The 20605-nt window shown below is 65.4% G+C and carries 22 protein-coding genes; 19 read left to right on the forward strand and 3 right to left on the reverse strand.

What is annotated here, in order from left to right:
• Positions 1-3: 3 nt before the first annotated feature.
• From gltX to ribH, 7 genes are all read left to right on the forward strand, one after another.
• Positions 4-1323: a glutamate--tRNA ligase gene (gene gltX, locus AC4K8G_RS08015; protein ID WP_491733631.1), complete on the forward strand. Its 1320-nt coding sequence runs from the start codon at positions 4-6 to the stop codon at positions 1321-1323.
• A gap of 95 nt (positions 1324-1418) precedes the next feature.
• On the forward strand, positions 1419-2078 hold the full coding sequence (locus tag AC4K8G_RS08020; protein WP_491733632.1) for a TonB family protein: 660 nt from the start codon (positions 1419-1421) through the stop codon (positions 2076-2078).
• Positions 2079-2150: 72 nt separating this feature from the next.
• Positions 2151-2435 carry a hypothetical protein gene (locus tag AC4K8G_RS08025; RefSeq protein WP_491733633.1) on the forward strand — a complete coding sequence of 95 codons (285 nt, stop codon included), beginning with the start codon at positions 2151-2153 and terminating at the stop codon, positions 2433-2435.
• Positions 2428-3405 carry a bifunctional diaminohydroxyphosphoribosylaminopyrimidine deaminase/5-amino-6-(5-phosphoribosylamino)uracil reductase RibD gene (ribD, locus tag AC4K8G_RS08030; RefSeq protein WP_491733634.1) on the forward strand — a complete coding sequence of 326 codons (978 nt, stop codon included), beginning with the start codon at positions 2428-2430 and terminating at the stop codon, positions 3403-3405. The genes AC4K8G_RS08025 and ribD overlap by 8 nt, the downstream gene beginning before the upstream one ends.
• 9 nt (positions 3406-3414) lie before the next feature.
• Entirely contained in the window at positions 3415-4023 is a 609-nt protein-coding gene (locus AC4K8G_RS08035; RefSeq protein WP_491733635.1) for a riboflavin synthase, read from the forward strand.
• 53 nt (positions 4024-4076) lie between these two features.
• Positions 4077-5360, forward strand: coding sequence for a 3,4-dihydroxy-2-butanone-4-phosphate synthase (gene ribB, locus AC4K8G_RS08040; RefSeq protein WP_491733636.1), 1284 nt, complete (start codon positions 4077-4079; stop codon positions 5358-5360).
• Positions 5360-5782, forward strand: coding sequence for a 6,7-dimethyl-8-ribityllumazine synthase (ribH, locus tag AC4K8G_RS08045; protein WP_491733637.1), 423 nt, complete (start codon positions 5360-5362; stop codon positions 5780-5782). The genes ribB and ribH overlap by 1 nt, the downstream gene beginning before the upstream one ends.
• On the opposite strand, the gene AC4K8G_RS08050 is transcribed toward ribH, so the two are convergent.
• Complete coding sequence (locus AC4K8G_RS08050) at positions 5779-6867, reverse strand: alkene reductase (protein WP_491733638.1); 1089 nt, start codon at positions 6865-6867, stop codon at positions 5779-5781. The genes ribH and AC4K8G_RS08050 overlap by 4 nt on opposite strands.
• Before the next feature lie 167 nt (positions 6868-7034).
• On the opposite strand from AC4K8G_RS08050, the gene AC4K8G_RS08055 reads away from it, so the two are divergent.
• The 4 genes from AC4K8G_RS08055 to ssb are packed head-to-tail and all read left to right on the forward strand — an operon-like array spanning position 7035 to position 11110.
• A complete protein-coding gene (locus AC4K8G_RS08055) occupies positions 7035-7937 on the forward strand; it encodes a DMT family transporter (protein WP_491733639.1) in 903 nt (300 codons plus the stop codon).
• Positions 7934-8599 (forward strand): COQ9 family protein, encoded by a 666-nt coding sequence (locus AC4K8G_RS08060; protein ID WP_491733640.1) that lies wholly within the window; start codon positions 7934-7936, stop codon positions 8597-8599. Before AC4K8G_RS08055 ends, AC4K8G_RS08060 begins: the two co-directional genes overlap by 4 nt.
• A gap of 42 nt (positions 8600-8641) precedes the next feature.
• Positions 8642-10561 carry an FTR1 family protein gene (locus tag AC4K8G_RS08065; RefSeq protein WP_491733641.1) on the forward strand — a complete coding sequence of 640 codons (1920 nt, stop codon included), beginning with the start codon at positions 8642-8644 and terminating at the stop codon, positions 10559-10561.
• Between the two features lie 57 nt (positions 10562-10618).
• Positions 10619-11110, forward strand: coding sequence for a single-stranded DNA-binding protein (ssb, locus tag AC4K8G_RS08070; RefSeq protein ID WP_491733642.1), 492 nt, complete (start codon positions 10619-10621; stop codon positions 11108-11110).
• A 22-nt stretch (positions 11111-11132) separates the two neighbouring features.
• On the opposite strand, the gene AC4K8G_RS08075 is transcribed toward ssb, so the two are convergent.
• Positions 11133-11657 carry a YceD family protein gene (locus AC4K8G_RS08075; RefSeq protein WP_491733643.1) on the reverse strand — a complete coding sequence of 175 codons (525 nt, stop codon included), beginning with the start codon at positions 11655-11657 and terminating at the stop codon, positions 11133-11135.
• A complete protein-coding gene (locus tag AC4K8G_RS08080; RefSeq protein WP_491733644.1) occupies positions 11654-12166 on the reverse strand; it encodes a ubiquinol-cytochrome C chaperone family protein in 513 nt (170 codons plus the stop codon). The genes AC4K8G_RS08075 and AC4K8G_RS08080 overlap by 4 nt, the downstream gene beginning before the upstream one ends.
• Before the next feature lie 114 nt (positions 12167-12280).
• Here AC4K8G_RS08080 and AC4K8G_RS08085 point away from each other — a divergent pair, with 114 nt between their 5' ends.
• From AC4K8G_RS08085 to recF, 8 genes are all read left to right on the forward strand, one after another.
• Complete coding sequence (locus AC4K8G_RS08085; RefSeq protein ID WP_491733645.1) at positions 12281-12733, forward strand: outer membrane protein assembly factor BamE; 453 nt, start codon at positions 12281-12283, stop codon at positions 12731-12733.
• 45 nt (positions 12734-12778) lie between these two features.
• Positions 12779-13546, forward strand: coding sequence for a tryptophan 2,3-dioxygenase (locus AC4K8G_RS08090; protein WP_491733646.1), 768 nt, complete (start codon positions 12779-12781; stop codon positions 13544-13546).
• On the forward strand, positions 13543-14694 hold the full coding sequence (locus AC4K8G_RS08095) for a kynureninase/PvdN C-terminal domain-containing protein (RefSeq protein WP_491733647.1): 1152 nt from the start codon (positions 13543-13545) through the stop codon (positions 14692-14694). Before AC4K8G_RS08090 ends, AC4K8G_RS08095 begins: the two co-directional genes overlap by 4 nt.
• Positions 14695-14717: 23 nt before the next feature.
• Positions 14718-15947 carry a spinster family MFS transporter gene (locus AC4K8G_RS08100; RefSeq protein ID WP_491733648.1) on the forward strand — a complete coding sequence of 410 codons (1230 nt, stop codon included), beginning with the start codon at positions 14718-14720 and terminating at the stop codon, positions 15945-15947.
• Positions 15948-16062: 115 nt separating this feature from the next.
• Positions 16063-17448: a hypothetical protein gene (locus AC4K8G_RS08105; protein WP_491733649.1), complete on the forward strand. Its 1386-nt coding sequence runs from the start codon at positions 16063-16065 to the stop codon at positions 17446-17448.
• 84 nt (positions 17449-17532) lie between these two features.
• The gene (locus AC4K8G_RS08110; RefSeq protein ID WP_491733650.1) at positions 17533-18135 is read left to right on the forward strand and encodes a fasciclin domain-containing protein; all 603 of its coding nucleotides are present in this window, start codon (positions 17533-17535) and stop codon (positions 18133-18135) included.
• Between the two features lie 124 nt (positions 18136-18259).
• Entirely contained in the window at positions 18260-19363 is a 1104-nt protein-coding gene (gene dnaN / locus AC4K8G_RS08115; protein ID WP_491733651.1) for a DNA polymerase III subunit beta, read from the forward strand.
• 31 nt (positions 19364-19394) lie between these two features.
• Positions 19395-20453 (forward strand): DNA replication/repair protein RecF, encoded by a 1059-nt coding sequence (gene recF, locus AC4K8G_RS08120; protein WP_491733652.1) that lies wholly within the window; start codon positions 19395-19397, stop codon positions 20451-20453.
• Positions 20454-20605 lie beyond the last annotated feature (152 nt).

Genomic DNA, 20605 nt, shown 5'->3' on the forward strand with positions numbered 1-20605 from the left:
TCCATGACCGTCGTCACCCGCTTCGCCCCCTCACCGACCGGCCGGCTTCATGTCGGCAATATCCGGACCGCGCTCCACAACTTCCTGTTTGCGCGGAAGAATGGCGGCAAGTTCCTGCTGCGCATCGACGATACCGACCGCGAGCGCTCGACCCCCGAATTCGACGCCGCGATCCGCGACGACCTCGATTGGCTGGGCCTCAAACCTGACGCCATGGTGCGCCAGTCGGAGCGCTTCGCCGTCTACGAGCGCGAGTTCGAGCGGCTGAAAGAGGCCGACCGAGTCTACGCCTGTTACGAGACGCCGGAAGAGCTCGACCTTCGCCGCAAGGTGCTGCTCGGCCGGGGGCTCCCGCCGGTTTACGAGCGCAAGGACCCGAACGAACCGGCTCCGGAAGGCCGCGCGCCGCATTGGCGCTTCCGGCTCGACCATGATTCGCCGATCGAATTCCGGGACCTCGTTCGGGGCGAACAGCGCTTCGACCCGAAGCTTCTCTCCGACCCGGTCGTCCGGCGCGAGGACGGCAGTTGGCTCTACCTGCTGCCGAGTGTGATCGATGACGTCGACCTTGCGGTCACGCATGTCGTGCGCGGCGAGGATCATGTGTCCAACAGCGCCTCGCAGACGCAGATGTTCGTCGCGCTCGGCGCCGAGCCGCCGACCTTCGCCCATGAGGCTTTGCTTGTTGCGGCCGAGGGGAAACTCTCCAAGCGCCTCGGCTCCTACGGAACCGAGCATCTGCGCGAGGAGGGCGTCGAGCCGATGGCCTTGCTGTCGGTGCTGGCGCGGATCGGCACGTCGCAGCCGGTCGAGCCCATCGCCGCGCTCGACGAACTCGCTGCGAGCTTTGACTTTGCGCATTTCGGCCGGGCGCCGGCCCATTTCGATCCGCATGAGGTCGAGCTGATCAACGCGCGGCTGCTCCACGGCCTCGATTATGGCGCGGTCGCGGATCGCCTGCCCAAGGAGGCAAGCGAAGAGGATTGGCTGCTGCTTCGGCCCAACCTCGAGCGGCTGGCCGATTTCGGCGATTGGCTCGCTGTGCTCCACGGCGACATCGAACCCCCCGCGCTTAGCCACGAAGAGCGGCTGCTGGTGAAGGACGCGGCCGGGATTGCTGAATCGCTCGACTGGTCGCCCGAAGCTTGGCGCTCACTTACCGACCAGCTCAAGGCATCGAGCGGCAAGAAGGGGCGCGAGCTGTTTCACCCGCTTCGCCTCGCGCTGACGGCACGCGACAGTGGGCCCGAAATGGCGGGCCTGCTCGCGCGCATGGGCCAGGACCGCGCTGTCCGCCGCCTCGACGCGGCCGCCAAGCGTTAGATCCACCGTTCACCGCAGGCGGTAATTTTCCGGCTTGCGGAACAAAGGTAATGATGTAACATTCCTTCTACGAGTATCGAGTAAAGGAGGGTTTTATGCTCGCCTATGCCGCCAACCGCCCGAAGGCGGGCTCCCGTCGCTCCAGCCCCAATGCGATGCTTGCGATCATCGCGCTCCATGTCGGCGCGCTTGCCGTCGTGATGAGCGCAAAGATGGATCTGCCTAACCGCATCCTCAATCGCCCGATCGAAGTGCGATTGCTACCGACGCCCCAGCCTCCGCCCGCGAACGATCCAGTGAAGGCGCCGCAACAACAGCAGCCGGCCTACACTCAGCCGCAGGAGCAAATACCGCTCCCGCCGATCGACAACCCTTTGGTCGACCCAATGCCGCGGCCCACCGTCGATCCAATCCCCGGACCGGGCGTGGATCCAGGTCCGAGCGTCGTCCCTCAGCGCCAACCCCTGCTCGCCCGTATCGGCGCTAAACTGCTGACGCCGCAGTCGGAGCTGAAGCCGCCCTATCCGCAGTCGAAATTGCTCGCGGAGGAGGAGGCCACGCTGAAGCTCCGGCTGACGATCGATGAGCGCGGCCGGGTGATTGCGGTTGAGCCGATCGGACCGGCAGACTCCGCTTTCCTCGATTCGGCGCGCCGCTACCTGATCGCGCACTGGCGATATCAGCCGGCGACGGAAGGAGGCAGGGCGACGAGCTCGACCGAGGTCATTACGCTGCGTTTCCAGCTCGACGGCTAGGCACTGACGGGACGTGCGCCTATCTTCGGGCGCATGTCCTGGTTTCCTTCCCCCTCCAGTCCTCGGGCCGCGTTGCGCGATCTCGTCAACGTGATCCGGCACAGCGGCCGCGAGCAACGGATCGGCGCGGCGCTGGCGCTGCTGGTCACGGCCATCATCGTCATCGAATTCGTCGTAGACTCCAAGTTCGGCATGACCGTCCCCGAGCGCGAGACCGTGGTGGACATCTACCCATCAAACCGAACCGACGCCGAGATCATCGCCGACCAGAAAAAGGACCAGGCGAAGAAGGAAGCTGCGCAGAAGAAGCAGCAGGAAGATTATCAGAGGCTGGCGAAGCGGCTGCATATTGACTGACGACCGGCAGTGGATGGCGCGCGCGATTGCGCTGGGCGATGCGGCGCGGGGACGGAGCGCGCCCAATCCCAATGTCGGCTGCGTGATAGTTTCTCCTTCGGGAAAGCTGGTCGGGGAAGGGGCCACGGCGCCCGGCGGGCGGCCCCATGCCGAAGCGGTTGCACTCGAGAAGGCCGGCGGCAAGGCCAAGGGCGCGACAGTCTACGTGAGCCTCGAGCCTTGCGTCCACGAGAGTGAGCGCGGCCCCGCCTGCACCGCCCTTCTGCTCAAGGCGAAGCCGGCGCGAATGGTGATCGCGCTCAAGGATCCTGATCCGCGCACCGCGGGGCAGGGCATCAAGAAGCTCCGCGCCGCCGGAATCGAGCTCACGCTCGGCGTAGGTCGGAGCGCCGCGAAGCGCTCGCTTTCCGGCTGGCTGACCCGGCTCGAGCTTGGCCGCCCCCGAATCACCTTGAAGCTAGCGCTGTCGATCGACGGCAAGATCGCGCTTCCTTCGGGCGAATCGAAATGGATCACCGGGGAGGATGCGCGCCGGCATGTTCATGAGCAGCGCGCCAAGAGTGACATGATCCTGGTCGGGCGCGGCACTTATCTGGCCGATCAGCCTCGCCTCGACGTCAGGCTTCCGGGCCTCGAGGAGTCGTCGCCGCGCCGGGCCTTGCTCACGCGCGGGGAAGCGGTCGACGGTTGGGAAATTCTTAGAAATCCGCAGGATGTGCGCCGGCTTCATGACGTCAACGACCTCCTGGTCGAGGGCGGTTCGTCGACGGCCACGGCATTCCTCAGTGAGGACCTGGTCGACCGGATCCTGATCTACCGCGCCCCGATCATCGTCGGCGAAGGCAAGTCGAGCTTTGGCTATGTCGGCCTCGACGCGATCGCGGACGCTCATGGCCGCTGGCAGCTTGTCCGCGAACAGCGCCTCGGCGTCGACCGGCTGGAAGTTTACGAGCGGGTTCGCGAAGGTTAGGGCGCGGCGATGTTCACCGGGATCGTCACCGACGTCGGCACCGTCCGCAGCGCCGAGCAGCGGGGGGACCTTCGCGTCGTTATCGACACGCACTACGACACGGCGACCATCGACCTCGGCGCATCGATCGCCTGCTCGGGTGTGTGCCTGACGGTGGTCGATAAAGCTCCAGGCTGGTTCGCGGTCGATGTGTCGGGTGAGACCGTGTCGCGCACCGTGGCCGACCTCTGGCGCGAAGGCGCGCTGCTCAATCTCGAGCGGTCGCTGCGCCTTGGTGATGAGCTCGGCGGCCACATCGTCACCGGCCATGTCGATGCCGTCGCCACGGTGGTCGGCACCTGTCCGGAAGGTGATTCGGTGCGGGTTGGCATCAGCGTGCCGCGTGAGCTCGGGCCGATGATCGCCGCCAAGGGTTCCATTGCTCTCGACGGCGTGTCGCTGACCGTCAATGAGGTGCGCGAAGCCGAAGACGGGTCCACGCATTTCGCGGTGAATATCATCCCGCATACCTCCGAACACACGTCGTTGCGCGACTTGGCTGCGGGACGACAGCTCAATGTCGAGGTCGACGTGCTTGCTCGCTATATCGACCGGATGCTGGCCGCCCGATCACAATAGGAACATCATTGTTCCTTCTTTTCATCACACTATAATGTGATTATTCCGGCTGTATGTCTGCAACGCTCATCGATCGCATCGAAGCGATCATCGCCACCGGGGAGGTCAGCCGCGCCGGCTTGGCTCGCGCCGCCGGCCTTCATCCCAATAGCCTCAGGAAATTGGGTTCCTCCGAGTGGAATCCGACTGCGGACACGCTCTCTCGCCTCGAAAAGCTGATCCAGCGCAGCGCCGGCGATGCACTGGTCGGGCCGGAAGAGATCATCAACGAAGCACGCAACGGGCGCATGTTCATCCTTGTCGACGATGAGGATCGCGAGAACGAAGGTGACCTCGTCATCCCCGCGCAAATGGCGACCCCCGACGCGATCAACTTCATGGCCCGCCACGGCCGCGGCCTCATTTGCCTCGCGCTCGGCAAGGAACGCGCCGACCAGCTCGGGCTGGAACCGATGACTCGCACCAACCGCAGCCGCAACGAGACCGCTTTCACCGTGTCGATTGAAGCGCGCGAGGGCATTTCCACCGGCATCAGCGCCGCCGATCGCGCACGCACGATCGCCGTGGCAATCGATGCCGCTAACGGCCCCGACGCGATCGTGTCACCCGGCCATGTCTTCCCGCTGATCGCGAAGCCCGGCGGCGTGCTAGTCCGCGCCGGCCATACCGAAGCGGCGGTCGACGTCGCGCGGCTCGCCGGCCTCAACCCGAGCGGCGTGATCTGCGAGATCATGCGCGAAGACGGGACCATGGCGCGGCTCGAGGACCTTACGGACTTCGCGCGCGCGCACGGGCTGAAGATCGGCACGATTCGCGACCTCATCGCCTACCGCCTCAAAAAGGATCATCTGGTCGAGCGCGTTGCCGTCAGCCCTTTGGTGTCGTCGAGCGGCGCGCAGTGGCAGGCGCAGGTTTTCCGCGACAAATCGAGCGGCGAAGAACAGCTCGCCCTGGTTCACGGCACGCTCGATCCCAATGAGCCGGTGATGGTACGAATGCACAGTCTCGACCTGTTTGCCGACGTGCTCGGCGAATCGGGTCCGCGCTCCGGCGTGTTCCAGGGCGCCATGCGGATGATCGAGAACGCAGGGTCCGGCGTGGTCGTGGCGCTTCACGCCGCTGCGCCTGGCTCGCTGTCCCGGTCGATCGACCTTCGCGCCGGCAAGCCGGTCGAAGGCGGCGACGCCGTCCGGGGTTACGGTACCGGCGCCCAGATCCTCGCCGCGCTCGGGGTCCACGACATGATCCTGTTGACCAACACGCATCACTCGCCCGTCGGCCTTGCGGGCTACGGCCTCGCCATTGTCGAGGAACGGAAGATCGAGGTGCAGGGCTGATGGCAACGATCCTGATTGCCGAAGCGCGCTTCTATCCGCACCTCAACGACATGCTGCTTGCCGGGGCGCGAGCGGCGATAGAGGCCGCCGGCCACAAGCATGAGACTCTCACCGTACCCGGTGCGCTCGAACTCCCGGGCGCGATCGCGCTTGCCGCTCGAAGCGGGCGCTTCTGCGCCTTCGTCGCGCTCGGCGTGATCATCCGCGGCGAGACCTATCATTTCGAAGTGGTGTCGAACGAAAGCGCACGCGGGCTCATGGACCTGACCTTGCAGGGCTATGCTGTCGGCAACGGCATTCTGACCGTCGAGGATGAGGCGCAGGCCATCGCGCGGACTGATCCGGCGCAGGGCAACAAGGGGGGCGGCGCGGCCGAAGCCGCGCTCGCTCTGTTCAATCTGCGCGAAAAATACGCGCCCTAGGCGGCCTGCGCTTCTTCAAGCGTCGGATAGTCCACGTAGCCGCGCGCATCGCCCGAATAGAAGGTCGACGCATCGCCGTCGTTGAGGGGGGCTCCGCTCGCGATCCGCTTCACCAGGTCCGGGTTGGCGATGAACAGCCGGCCGATGCTGACGCCGTCGGCGGTGGTCGCCGAGACCCGGCCCCAGGCGTCCTTCCAGTCATAATCGCTGTTGATCAGGATCTTGCCTGAGTAGCGGCTGCGCATCGCCGGGCTGACCGCCGCGCTCGGCACCGCGCCAGCCGATGTCGGGCGGCTCGGCTCGCGAAGCTCGATCCACGGCACCTTCAGCTCCTCGAGCCGGTCGGCGAGCGTCGCGAACAGCGGAATCGGGTCGCTGTCCTCGACCCCTTGCGAATTGATGTTGGGCGAGAAGCGGATGCCGACCTTGTCGATGCCGATCTCGTCGCCGACAGCTTTTAGCACTCGGGTCGCGAAGCGCAGGCGGTTGTCGATCGAGCCGCCATATTCATCGTCGCGGAAGTTGGAGCTGTCGCGCAGGAATTGGTCGACGAGATAGCCGTTGGCGCCGTGGACCTGGACGCCATCGAAGCCCGCACGGATCGCGTTGCGCGCCGCGTTCACATAGTCGCCAATGATCCGCTCGATGTCGTCGCGCGAGGCGGCGCGGGCTTGGGTATAAGGCTTCTTGCCCTCGTAGGTGTGGGCGTAATCGGGCGCCGTCGTCGCCGACGCGCTGACCGGCTCGCCGCCGCCAAGGTCGGGATGAACGAGACGACCCATGTGCCACAGCTGCGCGACGATCCGGCCGTCGGCGCGGTGGACGGCGTCGGTGACAAGCTTCCAGCCGTCGACCTGCGCGTCGTTCCACAGGCCCGGCGCGTCGGGCCAGCCGAGGCCTTCGCGGCTGATTCCGGTGGCTTCGGTGATGATCATGCCGGCGCTTGCGCGCTGGGCGTAGTAAGCGGCCATCAGGTCATTGGGCACCGCTTCGCGGTTGGACCGGGCGCGAGTCAGCGGCGCCATCACCAGGCGATTGGGGAGGTGGATGGAGCCGAGCTCAAGCGATTCGAACAGACCGACCATTTGGATGCTTCCTGTTTGTTTCCTAGCCAGTGGCCCCGGCGCAAAAAATAGTTTCAAGCAGCAACCATTCAATCACGATTGAAATGCGGAATCGATAAGCTGCCCTTATAGGCGTCCTCTTCCGTTGGCCCTTCCGCGCGCCTGCGCGAGTCCCTAAGCCCGTGATCATGGATGAAAGGGTTGCGCACCGCTTCGCATTTCCCGGCTTGCTGCTCGGGGCATGGGCGCTCGCGTTCGGACCCTGGTTCGTCAGGCTCGCGGACGTCGGCCCGGTGGCGACCGGCTTTTGGCGGCTGGCGATCGCGCTCCCGTTTCTCTGGGCGATCGCGAAGGCGTCCGGGCAACCGGCCCATCTGCCGCGCCGCGGCCTGACGATCGCAATCCTCGCGGCGGCGATCTTTTATGCGCTCGACCTCGCTTTGTGGAACGTCGGCATCCGCATGACGAAGCTCGGCAACGCGACCCTGTTCGGTAACGCCGGCAGCCTGGTCTTCGCCTGCTGGGGGCTGTGGCTCGCGCGGCGCTTGCCGCTGATGCAGGGGATCGCGTTGGTCCTCGCGATCGCCGGGTCGATCCTGCTGATGAGCAGCAGCTACGAGCTGTCTTCGAAGAATCTCGCCGGCGACGTGTTCACCCTGATCGCCGGGGTACTTTACGGCGGCTATCTGATCCTAGTCGACCGGGTGCGTGCCAACCTGCAGCCGCTGCCGCTGCTATTCCTTGCGACCTTGTTCGCGGCACCAATCCTGCTCGCGATCAGCCTTGCGAGTGGCGAGCGGGTGTGGCCGCACGACTGGACGCCGGTCCTGCTCTTCGCTCTGTCGAGCCAGGTGCTCGGCCAGGGCCTGCTCGTGTTTGCGCTCGGCAATTTATCGCCGCTGGTGGTCGGCCTCGTGCTGCTCAGCCAGCCCGCCATCGCCGCGCTGATCGGTTGGTTCGCCTATGACGAGCGGCTGAGTGCGGTCGACTTCATCGGCGCGGCGGCCATCGCGGCGGCGCTGATCCTGGTCCGCCTGCCGTCTCCGGGGTTGCGCCGGCGCCTGCGCGAGGCCAGTGCATCGGTGCCATGACCGACCCCAAAAGCGATCCGAGTCCCCTCGAACGGCTGCGGCGCCAGCTCGGGCTGGCGATCGGTGAGAATGCGGTGTTCGACGGCTGGACCAAGGCGGCTGTCGATTCGGCGGCGGCGCAGCTCGGCATCGACCCGGTCCAGGCCCGGCTCGCCGTTCCCAAAGGCCAGGCGGCGATGATCGACCTTTACATCCGGGAGGTCGATCGGGCGCTCGAAGCCTGGGCTACGCCACAGCGCATGGCCAAGCTGAAGATCCGCGAGAAGATTCGCGCCCTGGTGTGGAAGCGCCTCGAGATCATGGGGCCGGCACGCGAGGCGGTGCGGCGCGGCCTCGCCATCCTCGCCATGCCGCAGAACGTGCCGCTGGCGCTGCGCATCTCGTGGCGGACGGCCGATCTCATGTGGCGGCTGGCCGGTGACACCAGCACCGACTTCAATCACTACACGAAGCGTATCACGCTAGGCGGCGTCTATGGTTCGACCCTGCTCGCCTGGCTCGACGACCAGAGCGAAGGCTGGATCGCGACAGGTGAATTTCTCGACCGCCGGATCGACGCCGTGATGAAGTTCGAGAAGTTGAAGGCGGAATGGCGCGGATCGGCCGATCGCCGGCTGAGCGTCACGAGGTTCCTCGGGCGGCTGCGCTACCCGCCGCGCTAGGCGGCTATTGATAATCATTCGCAGCAAAGCTAGGCGTCGCTCATGCTGCGCCGCTTCCTGCTGAGCCTCGCCTTGCTCTTCGCCTGCGCGCCGACCTTGGCCGCCGCGCCGTCCGGCGAGGTGCAGACTACCTGGCAACTGCTCGATTATCTCTCCGTCGACTATGGTGGCGCGGTCAAGGACGGGAAGGTCATCAGCGCGTCCGAATATGCGGAAATGCGCGAATTTTCCGGCTCCGCAGCAGACAAGATCGCCGCGTTGCCCGCCAGCCCGGCCAAGGCGGCCTTGGTCGACGAAAGCAAGCGGTTCGCCGCGCTGATCGAGCGGAAGGCGAGCCCGGAGGACGTCGCCACCGCGGCTCATACCCTGGGCCAGCATCTGCTCGCAGCCTACCCGGTTCCATTGGGGCCGAAGCAGGCGCCGGATCTCGCGCGCGGAACGCAGCTGTTCCAGGAAAACTGCGCCGCCTGCCACGGCGCGAAGGGCGATGCGCAAACGCCGATGGCCAAGCAGCTCAATCCGCCCCCGATCGCCTTTATCGATCGCGAGCGCGCCAAGCAGCGCAGTCCGTTCGCGCTCTATCAGGTCATCAGCAATGGTCTCGACGGCACCGCGATGCAAAGCTTCGCCCAGCTCCCCGACGCCGACAAATGGGCGCTCGCCTTCCACGCCGGGGGTTTCGCTTACCCGGAAGCGCTGGCCCGGCAGGGCAAGGCGATCTGGGACAATGATGCTGCGGTCAGGTCCAAGGTGCCCGACCTTGTCGCCTTGAGCTCGCTGTCGGAGGCGAAACTCGCGGAAGAAATCGGCGCCGACAAGGCCGGCCCGGTCATCGCTTACCTTCGCTCGCATCCGGACGCGATCGGCGCAAAGGGGTCGAGCCTCACGCTGGTGCGCGATCGCCTGTCGCAAAGCCTCGCCGCCTATCGCGCCGGCAATCGAAGCGAAGCCAAGTCGCTCGCTTTGTCCGCCTATCTCGACGGCTTCGAGCCGGTCGAAGCTGCGCTGAGCGCGCGCGACGCAACGCTGCTCGCCGAAGTCGAAAAGCAAATGGCCGGGCTCCGCTCGGCGATCGATCGCGGCGAAAGCACCGACCAGGTCGAACAGCGGATCAATGCGCTCGACGGCTTGTTCACTGAGGTCGAAGGCGCCCTCGCCCCTGACCGGGGAAGCGCGGTTTCAACCTTCGTCGGCGCCGCGACGATCCTGCTGCGGGAAGGCCTCGAGGCGCTCCTCATCGTCGTCGCAATGCTCGCCTTCCTGAAAAAGGGCGACCGCACCGAAATGACGCGCCCCGTGCACTACGGCTGGATCAGCGCGCTGATCGCCGGCGTGCTCACCTGGTGGGCGGCGACTGAGCTCATCACCATTAGCGGCGCCACTCGCGAGCTGACAGAAGGCTTCGGCTCCGTCTTCGCCGCTCTCGTCCTCCTGTTCGTCGGGATATGGATGCACGGCAAGGCGCAGGCCGATGAATGGCAGCGCTATATTCGCGAGAAGCTCGGCGATGCTGTGACCAGCGGGTCGGCGTGGTTCCTATTCCTGCTCGCGTTCGTCGCCGTTTACCGCGAGATCTTCGAGACGATCCTGTTTTACGTCGCGCTCGCGGCTGAAGGTTATGTCGGCGCGCTCATCGCCGGCGCTCTGTCAGGCGCGGTGGTTCTGGCTGGCATCGCCGTCGCGATGCTGAAGTTCAGCCAGCGCCTCCCGATCGGAAAATTCTTCGCCTACAGCTCGGCCCTGGTCGCGGTCTTGGCAGTGGTCCTCGCCGGCAAGGGCGTCGCCGCGCTGCAGGAAGCCGGCTTGGTTGGCGTCACCCCCGAAGCTCTCCCGCGCATTCCGGTCCTCGGCATCTTCCCAACGCGCGAAGGTGTCGCCGCACAGCTCCTCACGCTGCTCGTCCTGCTTGCCGGTTTCGCTTGGAACCGGCGCCGGTCCGCTGCCCGGCTCGCCGCAGCCTAATCTACTGGACGCCGGAGCCGCTCGGCCTATAGCTGTCCTCAAGAAGAGGAGAGCGAAATGGCGGGCGTGAACAAGGTGATCCTGGTCGGCAATCTGGGGGCGGATCCGGAGCCGCGCTCGCTCAATAACGGCGGCGAAGTCGTGAACATGCGAATCGCTACATCCGAAAATTGGAAGGACCGCGACGGCAACCGCCAGGAGCGGACCGAATGGCATAATGTCGTGATCTTCAACGAGAACCTGGGCAAGGTCGCCAAGAGCTATTTGAAGAAGGGCTCGAAAGTCTACATCGAAGGCCAGATCCAGACCCGCAAATGGCAGGACCAGAGCGGCAACGACCGTTACACGACCGAGATCGTGCTCCAGAAATATCGCGGCGAGCTCCAACTGCTCGACAGCCGTGACGGTGGCGGCGGTGGCCGGGGCGCCTTCAGCGAAGATTTCGGCGGCGACGATTACGGCGGCAGCAGCGGCGGTTCATCACGCTCGCAGTCGCGACCCCAGCCGGCGGCGTTCGACACCGATCTTGACGACGACGTCCCGTTTTGATTGGGCCGTCCTGATCGTTTGATCAGTCCTCGTCCTTGCGACCCTTGAGCGCGGCCAGAACGGCGAACGGGCTGGCCTGTTCTTCCGACAACACACCCGCTTCCTTGAGCGCCGATTCGGCGCTGGCGCTGCGCGGATACGGGTCGAGGCTGAGCGCCAGCGTATCGGCGATGGCGCTTCCAAGGTCGATCGCTGCGCCGTCGTAGAACACGACGTCGCAATCCTGCTCGCCAAGCTCGATATCCTGATCCGCTCCGGCTGCCGGTTGCTCGGGGACGAACAGCAGCTCGAACGGCTCGTCGATATGCGCGGCGACGGGCTCGCCCGTCACCACGCAGCTCTGCGTGACCGACGCGCCTAGCCGCCCGGTGGCCCGAACCTTGTCGCCCGTTCGGGACATGACAGCATGGGCCTCCAGCCGGTCCAGCGCTTCGAGGCCGAGCCGCTTGCAGATCGCGCCGCATTCGCCCTCGTCGGCAACGAGATCGATCCGCTCGCCTTCGCCGATCTGGTCGAGGCGCAGATGATGTCCGAACCGGTCGGTCATCGGATCTTCCCTTCAATTAGCGACGCGACATCGCAGCGCGCGAGCCGCGTCCATGTGTCTTGCAGGCTGGCCGCCGCCGCGTCGAGCACGCCTGCTGCGGGCTCCTCCTTATAAAGTCCGTCACGCGCCGCTTCGCGCCAGTCGCCGCTGTGGCTGACGACATTCCGGATGAAATCGGTCCGCCGGCTCAATGAGCCGACGAGCTTGCGAACAGTCTTCCCCAGGGTCGGGTCGCCGATTCCGAGCTCCCGATGCTCCGACTCCATTACCTCGATGAATCGTTCGGTAAGCGCCACCGACAGCGCGGTGCCATCATCGCCCAGCTGCTCGAGCCTCACGATGGTCATCGCGGTGATCGTCGCCAGCACGGCAAAGCGTCCGTCGAGCGTGTCGGGTACGCCTGCTTCGACATACCAGACCGGCCGCCGCGCCTCCGCCGTAGCGGCATCGAACAGCGCCGAGCCCCGCGCTGGCGACGCCGTTAATCCCCTGAACAGGAAGCCGAGCATAGGTGTTGATTGGCCTCTTCGGTTGCAGCCGGTTGCGCCACTGCATATTGAGGCCCGCGCGCCGACAGGCAAGGCATGCCGTCCGGAAGCGTCCTTAAGAGAGGTTGGGTTCGAATGAAGCTTGGGTTCACGAAGGTTACGACAGTCGCTGTTGCGGCACTGCTGGTGACCGGCTGCGCCGCGATGCGCGCGCACAAGGGCTCCGTGATCGACTCCCAGCTCGTCACCTCGATCCAGCCGGGCGTCGACAACCAGGCGTCGGTCGAAAAGCTGCTCGGCCGCCCGACCTTCGTTGGCCAGTTTGCGCCGAACCAGTGGATCTACGTCGCCCGCGATACGACCCAGCTCGCGTTCCGCAACCCGCGCGTGACCAGACAGACGACCTTGGTCGTCAATTTTGACAACGCCGGTAACGTCACGTCGGTCAACCAAAGCGGCAAGGAGCTGGCGATGAACCTTGAGCCGACCAGTCGCAAGACGCCGACGATGGGCAAGAAGAAGAGCTTCTTCGAAGAGCTGTTCGGCAATATCGGCTCGGTCAATTCGGGCGGCATTCCAGGCCAGTAAGGCTCAAGCTTCCGCGACGCTTCGCTTTGTCCTAAGCCGAGGGTCATGACCGCGACCCCTGCCGGCATGACCTATGCCGACTATCTGAAGCTGGACCAGCTCCTGTCGGCGCAGCAGCCGCTGTCCGATCTCCACGACGAGATGCTGTTCATCGTCATCCACCAGACCAAGGAGCTGTGGATGAAGGAGATGCTGCACGAGCTCGTGCTGGCCATCTCGTTGATCGGCGAAGACAGGTTCGCGCAAGCCTATAAGGCGATGGCGCGGATCAGCCGGATCCAGGCGGTGATGACTTTGTCCTGGGACGTGCTCTCGACCCTGACGCCGGTCGACTATCTCAAGTTTCGCGACGTGCTCGGAACCAGCTCGGGCTTTCAGTCGGCCCAGTTCCGCGAGATCGAATTTCGGCTCGGCCTGAAAAATCCGGCCTTCCTCGATCATCACGACGAAGGGACGATGGCGCGGACGCGGCTTCAGGACGCGCTCGATAGCCCGAGCCTGCGCGACGCCGCGACCTCGGCCCTGGCGCGAGCCGGCTTCGACATCGGCGATGGCTCGGTTGAAGCGCTCTCTGCCGCGTGGCTCGAAGTTTATCGCGATGCCGAGCGATGGTTCGAGCTCTACGAGCTTGCCGAGAAGCTGGTCGACATCGACGACGCGCTGGCGATGTGGCGCCACAAGCACGTGCTGACCGTCGAGCGCATCATCGGGAACAAGCGCGGCACCGGCGGGTCGGCCGGCGCTTCCTATCTGCGCTCCACCCTCGACAAGCGGGTCTTCCCGGAACTGTGGGAATTGAGGACCGGCCTTTGAGTTTCAAAGCGCTGTTCAGCCGCAGCCTCGGCGCTGATCCGACGCGGCTGCATTTCGCCGCTCACAGCCATCACCTCTGGCCCGACGCCAGCTTCGAAGGTCAGGTGCAGGCGTGGAACGACGCTGCCCGGCTTGCCGATCGCAAGTGGGACAAGGTGATGGACGAGGTGTGGACCGAGGCCCAGAGCCATGTCGCGCGCGAGCTTGGGACGAACGATCCCGGCGCTATCGTCTTCTCGTCCAACACGCACGACTTCCTCATCCGGCTGGTGACGGCCGCGCCGCGCCAAAGCGGGCAACTTCGGGTGCTGACCACCGACGGCGAATTCCACAGCGCCCGCCGCCAGTTCGCCCGGTGGGAAGAAGAGCGCTGGATCAGCGTCGAACGTATTGCGGCCGAGCCGTTCGACACCTTCACCGACCGGTTCCTCACCGCGGCGCAGGGCGGCGGCCATGACTTGATCCTGGTCAGCCAGGTGCTCTTCGGCAGCGGCCGCGTTTTCGAAGCCGTTGCCGAGCTGGCGGCGCTTGGGCGTCCCGAAGGACCATGGGTGGTCGTCGACGGCTATCACGCTTTCATGGCCGTGCCTCAGCCCTTCGCTGGCGGGGCTCCCGGGACCGCTTTCTATCTCGGCGGCGGGTACAAATATGCGATGTCGGGTGAGGGCTGCGCTTTCCTCCACGCGCCGTCCGGCTTCGGGCCGCGCCCGCCCATCACCGGGTGGTTCGCCGAGTTCGAGGATCTGAGCCTGCCGGCTGGAAGCGTCGGTTACGCGAAAGATGCAACACGCTTCCTCGGCGCGACCTTCGATCCTTCGGCCCTGTACCGCCTCATCGCGATCCAGCGCATGCTCCACGACAACGACCTGACGACCGCGCGCATTTCCGATCACGTCACCGCGCTTCAACAACAACTGCTAGCGGCCAACCCGTTGAGCGGCGCAGAGCTGCTCAACCCCCTCGACGGCCAGCCGCATGCGCGCTTCCTCGCCTTCCGCTCGCCGGACGCGCAGCACTGGTACGGCGATCTCAAACAGCAGAATTGCATCACCGACGTTCGCGGCGACGTCCTCCGGATCGGGTTCGGCATTTATCAGGACAGCGCGGACGTTGACCGGCTGATCGACTTGCTGAGCCAGCTTTCGTGAACCAGCCGGCGAGGGGGGCGCGGGTGGTGCTCGTGCTGCTGCTGCTCGCTTACATCTTCAATTTCCTCGACCGCCAGATCCTCGGCATCCTCGCCCAGCCGATCAAGGCGGACCTCCACCTGACCGATACCGAGTTCGGCGCCGTCGGCGGCCTCGCTTTCGCCTTGCTGTTTTCGGTGCTTGGCTTGCCGCTCGCAATCCTTGCCGACCGCACTAGCCGAAGCGCGGTGGTGGCCGGCTCGCTCGCCGTGTGGAGCGCGTTCACCGCACTGTGCGGAACAGCAGCGGGTTTCACCCACCTATTCCTCTACCGGCTTGGGGTCGGTGTCGGTGAGGCGGGCGGCGTGCCGCCCTCCGTGGCGCTGATTGCCGATTACTTTCCCCCGGAACGGCGCGCCCGCGCGATGGCAATCTACTATCTCGGCGTGCCGCTGGGCCTCGCCGGAGGCACCTTGATCGGCGCCTACATTGCGCACGCGATCAACTGGCGCGCGGCGTTCCTGGTCATGGGACTGGCCGGGTTAATCCTGTCGCCCGTGCTGCGCTTTTTCGTCCGCGACCTGCCCCGGCGGGTTCCGGAATCGCCGCCTCGTCGCTCCGCAGTCCTCCCCGCGCTCGCGCGCAAGCCGGCCTTCTGGCTGCTGGCGCTCGCCTCAGCAGCAAGCTCACTGACCGGCTATGGCCTCGCGCTGTGGACACCGTCTGTGCTTCAACGAAGCTTCGGCCTCGACCTTCTATCGACCGGCAATTTCCTCGCCTCTCTACTCTTGATCGGCGGCTGTGCCGGCGTGTTTGCCGGCGGCTGGTTCGCCGACCGGTTGGGAACGTTGGACCGTGGCTGGTACGCCAGGCTCCCTGCGTTTGCGTGGTTGATCACGGCGCCGGCCTTCGCGCTCGGCCTCCTTGCACCCAATCTGTGGATCGCCTGGCCGCTGCTCCTCGTCGCCAATGCGCTCAATATCCTTTGGCTGGGACCGGTTACGACGGCCGTTCAGCATCTCGTCCAAAGGCCGATGCGGGCGACCGCTGCTGGCACCTTCCTGCTGGTCAACAACCTCATCGGTCTAGGGGTCGGGCCGCTCTTGATGGGGGGCCTGTCAGACATGCTGAAGTCCACCTGCGGCGTCGATTCGCTGCGATACGCGGCGGCTGGCTGCACTTTCTTTTACCTCGTTGCGGCGCTCCTGATGTTGCTTTCGATCAAGCAGCTGCGTGCGTCGTGGATCGACGATACTCTCGATCCAACTATCTGAACGTCAAGGACATTTGAGGTTCACCCTAGTGCGGTAGGTCGCAGGTTCCCGTCGTTTAGGCGTGGGAACGGTGCGGTCCCATGGCCGTTAAAGCCGTTGAGAAGGAGAAATTGTGATGACCAGGGTATTCCTCGCCGCGGGTGTCGCCGCATTGGCGATCAGCGCCCCGGCAAGCGCGGGGCCGAAGCAAGACCGGCAGGCCGCGCGCGCCGAGCGCCAACAGGCCCAGCCGCGCCAGCAGGTGCGCGCTGAGCGTCAGCAAGCGCCGCGCATGGAGCGGCAGATGGCAGCTCCGCGCATGGAGCGCGCGCAGCGTATGACGGCCATCGAACGTCCACAGCGCGTGGAGCGCGTCCAGATGCGCGCCGAACGCCCCGCTCGCGTTGAGCGTCAGCAGGTTCGCGCCCAGCGTGTTCAGCAGGTTCGGGCAGATCGTCCGGCGCGCGTTGAACGTCAGGCTGCTCGCCAGCAGGTTCGCGCGGACCGCCAGGCCCAGGCCCAGACCATGCAGGCGCAGCGCCAGGAGCTTCGCGCCAATCGGCAGGCTCAGACCCAGGTGATGCAGGCTGATCGCCAGCAGCTTCGTGCCGACCGTCAGGCGCCCCGTGTCCAGCTTCGCGCCGACAATGTCGCGCGGGTTCAGGCGCTTGCCGCCAACCGCGCGGAAATTCGTCCGCTAAACAGCTATGGCACCCGCGTCCTTCCGATCACGACGGCGCAGACATTGATCGGCGTTCCGCTGACCACGGCCGCGACCATCGCCGCGCTCGATCCGCTGCCGAGGAACATTCAGTACCTCTATCCGGATACGCCCGATTATTATTACCGCTACGGTGATGGCTACCTCTACCAGGTGGACCGCACGTCGAGCCTGATCTCGGCGCTGCTTCCGCTGCTCGGCGGCGGCTACATGCCCGGCAGCTATCTGCCCCAGCAATATATGAGCAGCTACGCGCCCGATTACTGGGGCCTCAACAGCTTCTACCCGTCGAGCTACGACTATGGGTACGGCGGCTACAACCCCTACGGAGGCTATGGAGCTTACGGCTCGCAGAACATCTGTAACCGCTACGCCAACGGCGTGGTCTACCAGGTCGACTGCATCACCGGCATGATCGTGAATGTCATCCCGACCTATGCTGGCGGCTATGGCGTCGGACAGCTACTGCCCTCGGCCTACAGCACCTACAACGTGCCGTACCAGTATCGCAGCATGTACTATGATACGCCCGACTACGGTTATTATTATGCCCCGGGCGCCATCTATCAGTACGATCCGCAGTCGAGCCTGATCACGTCGGTCGCGGCCCTGCTTTCGCCGGGGTTCAGCGTCGGCCAGCCGCTGCCGATGGGCTACAGCACCTACAACGTGCCCTATGCTTATCGCTCGACCTACTATGACACGCCGAACGCCTGGTACCGTTACAACAACGGCAACATCTACCAGGTCGACCCGACCACGCAGCTGGTCTCGGCCGTCGTCGCCTCGATCCTGACCTGAGGCTGACGGTTACAAAAGCGGCCCGGCGGGAACTCTAACCCCGCCGGGCCATTTCGCGACACGAATGAAAAAGGAGGAATGGGCATGAAGACCCGTGCATTTGCTTTTGCGCTGGCGACGACCGCTCTGGTCGGCCTGAGCGCCTGCAACAACAACGGTGGCGGCAATGGCGAGGCGCCGAAAGCGCAGACGTCGGCGGCAGAGAAGGCGGCAGGCAACAAGACCATTGCCGCCGGCCTCGACGCCAACGGCAAGTTCTTGGCCGCGGCGAAGGCTGCTGGACTGGACCAGACTCTTGCAGGACCGGGGCCTTACACCGTCTTCGTTCCTGACGATGCGGCGATCGGATCCGCCCCCGCCGGTACATTCGATGCCACGCCAGCCAACCGGGCCCAGCTCACCGGCATCCTCACCAACATGATTCTGCCGGGCACGGTCCTGGTCGCCGACATCGACAAGGCGATCGACACCGGCAAGGGCAAGGCGAGCCTCGCCACTATGGGCGGCGGCACGCTGACGGCGACCAAGGAAGGCGGCAAGACTGTCCTCACCGACGCCGAAGGCCACAAGGCGTCGGTCACGGGCGATGACGAGTATTCCAATGGCGTCGTCCATCATGTCGACGCGGTGCTGATGCCCGCGAAGGGCGAGGCAGCCAAGCCGGCGGTGGGCCAAAAGGCCGGCTAAGCCCGCAAGATGTTGTGATCTGGCGGCAAATGAGCCGCTAGATCATGCTTTCGACATCGACCCACTTCCGCACGCAAAACGGCTCGCTATAGTGGCCGGGACGCGTGCGGATGAGGGCTTCCAAATGAAGGCGACTATTGAGCGGGCGACACTTCTGAAGAGCCTCGGCCACGTCCAATCGGTCGTGGAGCGGCGCAACACCATTCCGATCCTGTCTAACGTGCTTCTGGAAGCGCGGGACGACGGGTCCATCCGCCTCATGGCCACGGACCTCGACCTGCAGGTCGATGAGAGCGTCCCGGCCAACGTCAGCCAGGCCGGGGCGATCACCGTCTCGGCGCACACCTTTTTCGACATCGTTCGCAAGCTTCCCGAAGGCAGCCAGGTCGAGCTGACCGCCGCCGAAGGAAAGATGCAGGTTGTCGCCGGCCGTTCGCGCTTCAACCTGTCGACACTGCCGCGGGACGATTTCCCGGTCATCGCCGAGGGCGAACTCCCGACCCGGTTCGAGCTTCCCGCCGCAACGCTTCGCCAGATCATCGAAAAGACCCGCTTCGCGATCTCGAGCGAAGAGACGCGCTATTATCTGATGGGCATTTTCTTCCACGTCGTCGACGACCAGCTTCGCGCGGCGGCGACAGATGGGCACCGGCTCGCCCGCATCACCATCGGCAAGCCCGACGGGGCCGACGGCATGCCTGACGTCATCGTGCCCAGGAAGTGCGTGCAGGAGCTTTACCGCCTGCTCGAAGAGCTTGAGGGCACGGTCGAGATTTCGCTGTCGCCGACCAAGGTCCGGTTCGGGCTCGGCAGCGCGATCCTGACCAGCAAGCTGATCGACGGAACCTTCCCCGACTATAACCGGGTGATCCCGACCGGGAACGACAAGCTACTGAAGCTCGATCCGAAAAGCTTCTCGGCTGGCGTCGACCGGGTCTCGACCATCGCCAGCGAGAAGACGCGCGCGGTCAAGGTCAGCCTCGACCGCGACAAGGTGACGCTGTCCGTCACCTCGCCCGAGAATGGCGTCGCCACCGAGGAGCTCGCGGCCGACTACGGCTCGGACGGGATAGAGATCGGTTTCAATGCCAAATATCTGCTCGACATCCTGGGCGAGATCGACGGCGACGTCGTGGAGGTTCACCTTGCGGACGCCGCGGCGCCGACCCTGCTCCGCGAGAATGACAAGTCCAACGCGCTTTACGTGCTGATGCCGATGCGGGTGTGAGCCTTGGGGCCGCGCTGCTAGGTCGGCCCCAATGTCCGCAGTTTCGCGCCTCACGTTAACCGATTTCCGTTCCTATGCCTCGGCCGAGATCGCGCCGGGGCCGGGGTTCGTGCTGCTGTCGGGGGAGAATGGTGCCGGCAAAACCAACATCCTCGAGGCCGTATCGCTGCTGACCCCCGGCCGAGGGCTGCGCGGCCCGGCGCTCTCCGAAATGGCGCGCAAGGATGGGAGCGGATCCTGGGCCGTTGCTGCCAGGCTCGGTGAAACCGACATCGGCACCGGCACGCTTCCCGATGCACCCGAACGGCGCCAGGTGCGGGTCAACGGCGCCCCGGCGGCTGTGAATTCGCTTGCCGAGTGGCTCTCGGTGCTGTGGCTGACCCCGGCGATGGATCGCTTGTTCACGGCCAGCGCGGGCGAGCGGCGGCGGTTTGTCGACCGGCTCGTCCTCGCACTTGAGCCCGGCCATGCGCACCATTCCTCGCGCTACGAGGCCGCGATGCGGGCGCGAACCAAGCTGCTCGCCGATGAGGCGTGGGACACGGCCTGGCTCGATTCGCTGGAAGCGGCCATGGCCGAGCACGGTGCGGCGATTACCGATGCACGCGCGCGAACCGTCGAAGCGCTCGGGGGCCGGCTGGCTGATGTCCCCGATGACGATTTTGCGCGGGCTGCAATCGCGCTTGCCGGCTGGGACGGTGGCGACCTAGCGCCCGCTCTTCGTCGAAATCGCGCCCGCGACGCAGCGGCGGGTCGCGCGACCGAGGGGCCGCATCGCCAGGACGTCGAGGTCGTTCATCGCGCCAAGCAAATGCCGGCGGCGCGCTCCTCGACGGGCGAGCAGAAGGCACTGCTGCTCGGTTTGGTCCTCGCTCATGCCGAGTTGGTTGCCGAGAGGCGCGGTCAGCCGCCGATCCTGCTTCTCGACGAGGTTGCGGCCCACCTCGATCCCAAGCGCCGGGCGGCTTTGTTCGATCGGCTCGAAGGCCGCGGCCAGGTGTGGATGACCGCGACCGAGGCCGCGCTGTTCGACGGGATCAGCGCCGCATCGCGCTTCCGGATCGAACCGGGAATCGCCCATCCCGAGTGAGCGGCTGGACTTTTCTCTCTTTCTCTCTATATTGCACTGCAGCACGAGACGCTTTCGAAGCGGCGTGAACCTCCCTGACGGGAGTGGCCCGCGTCTCGATTTTCTTGCTCTCCTATTCACGCGGGGCGCTTTTTGACCCCGCTCGCGGCGTG

It is taken from the genome of Sphingomonas sp. SP3, assembly GCF_058514305.1.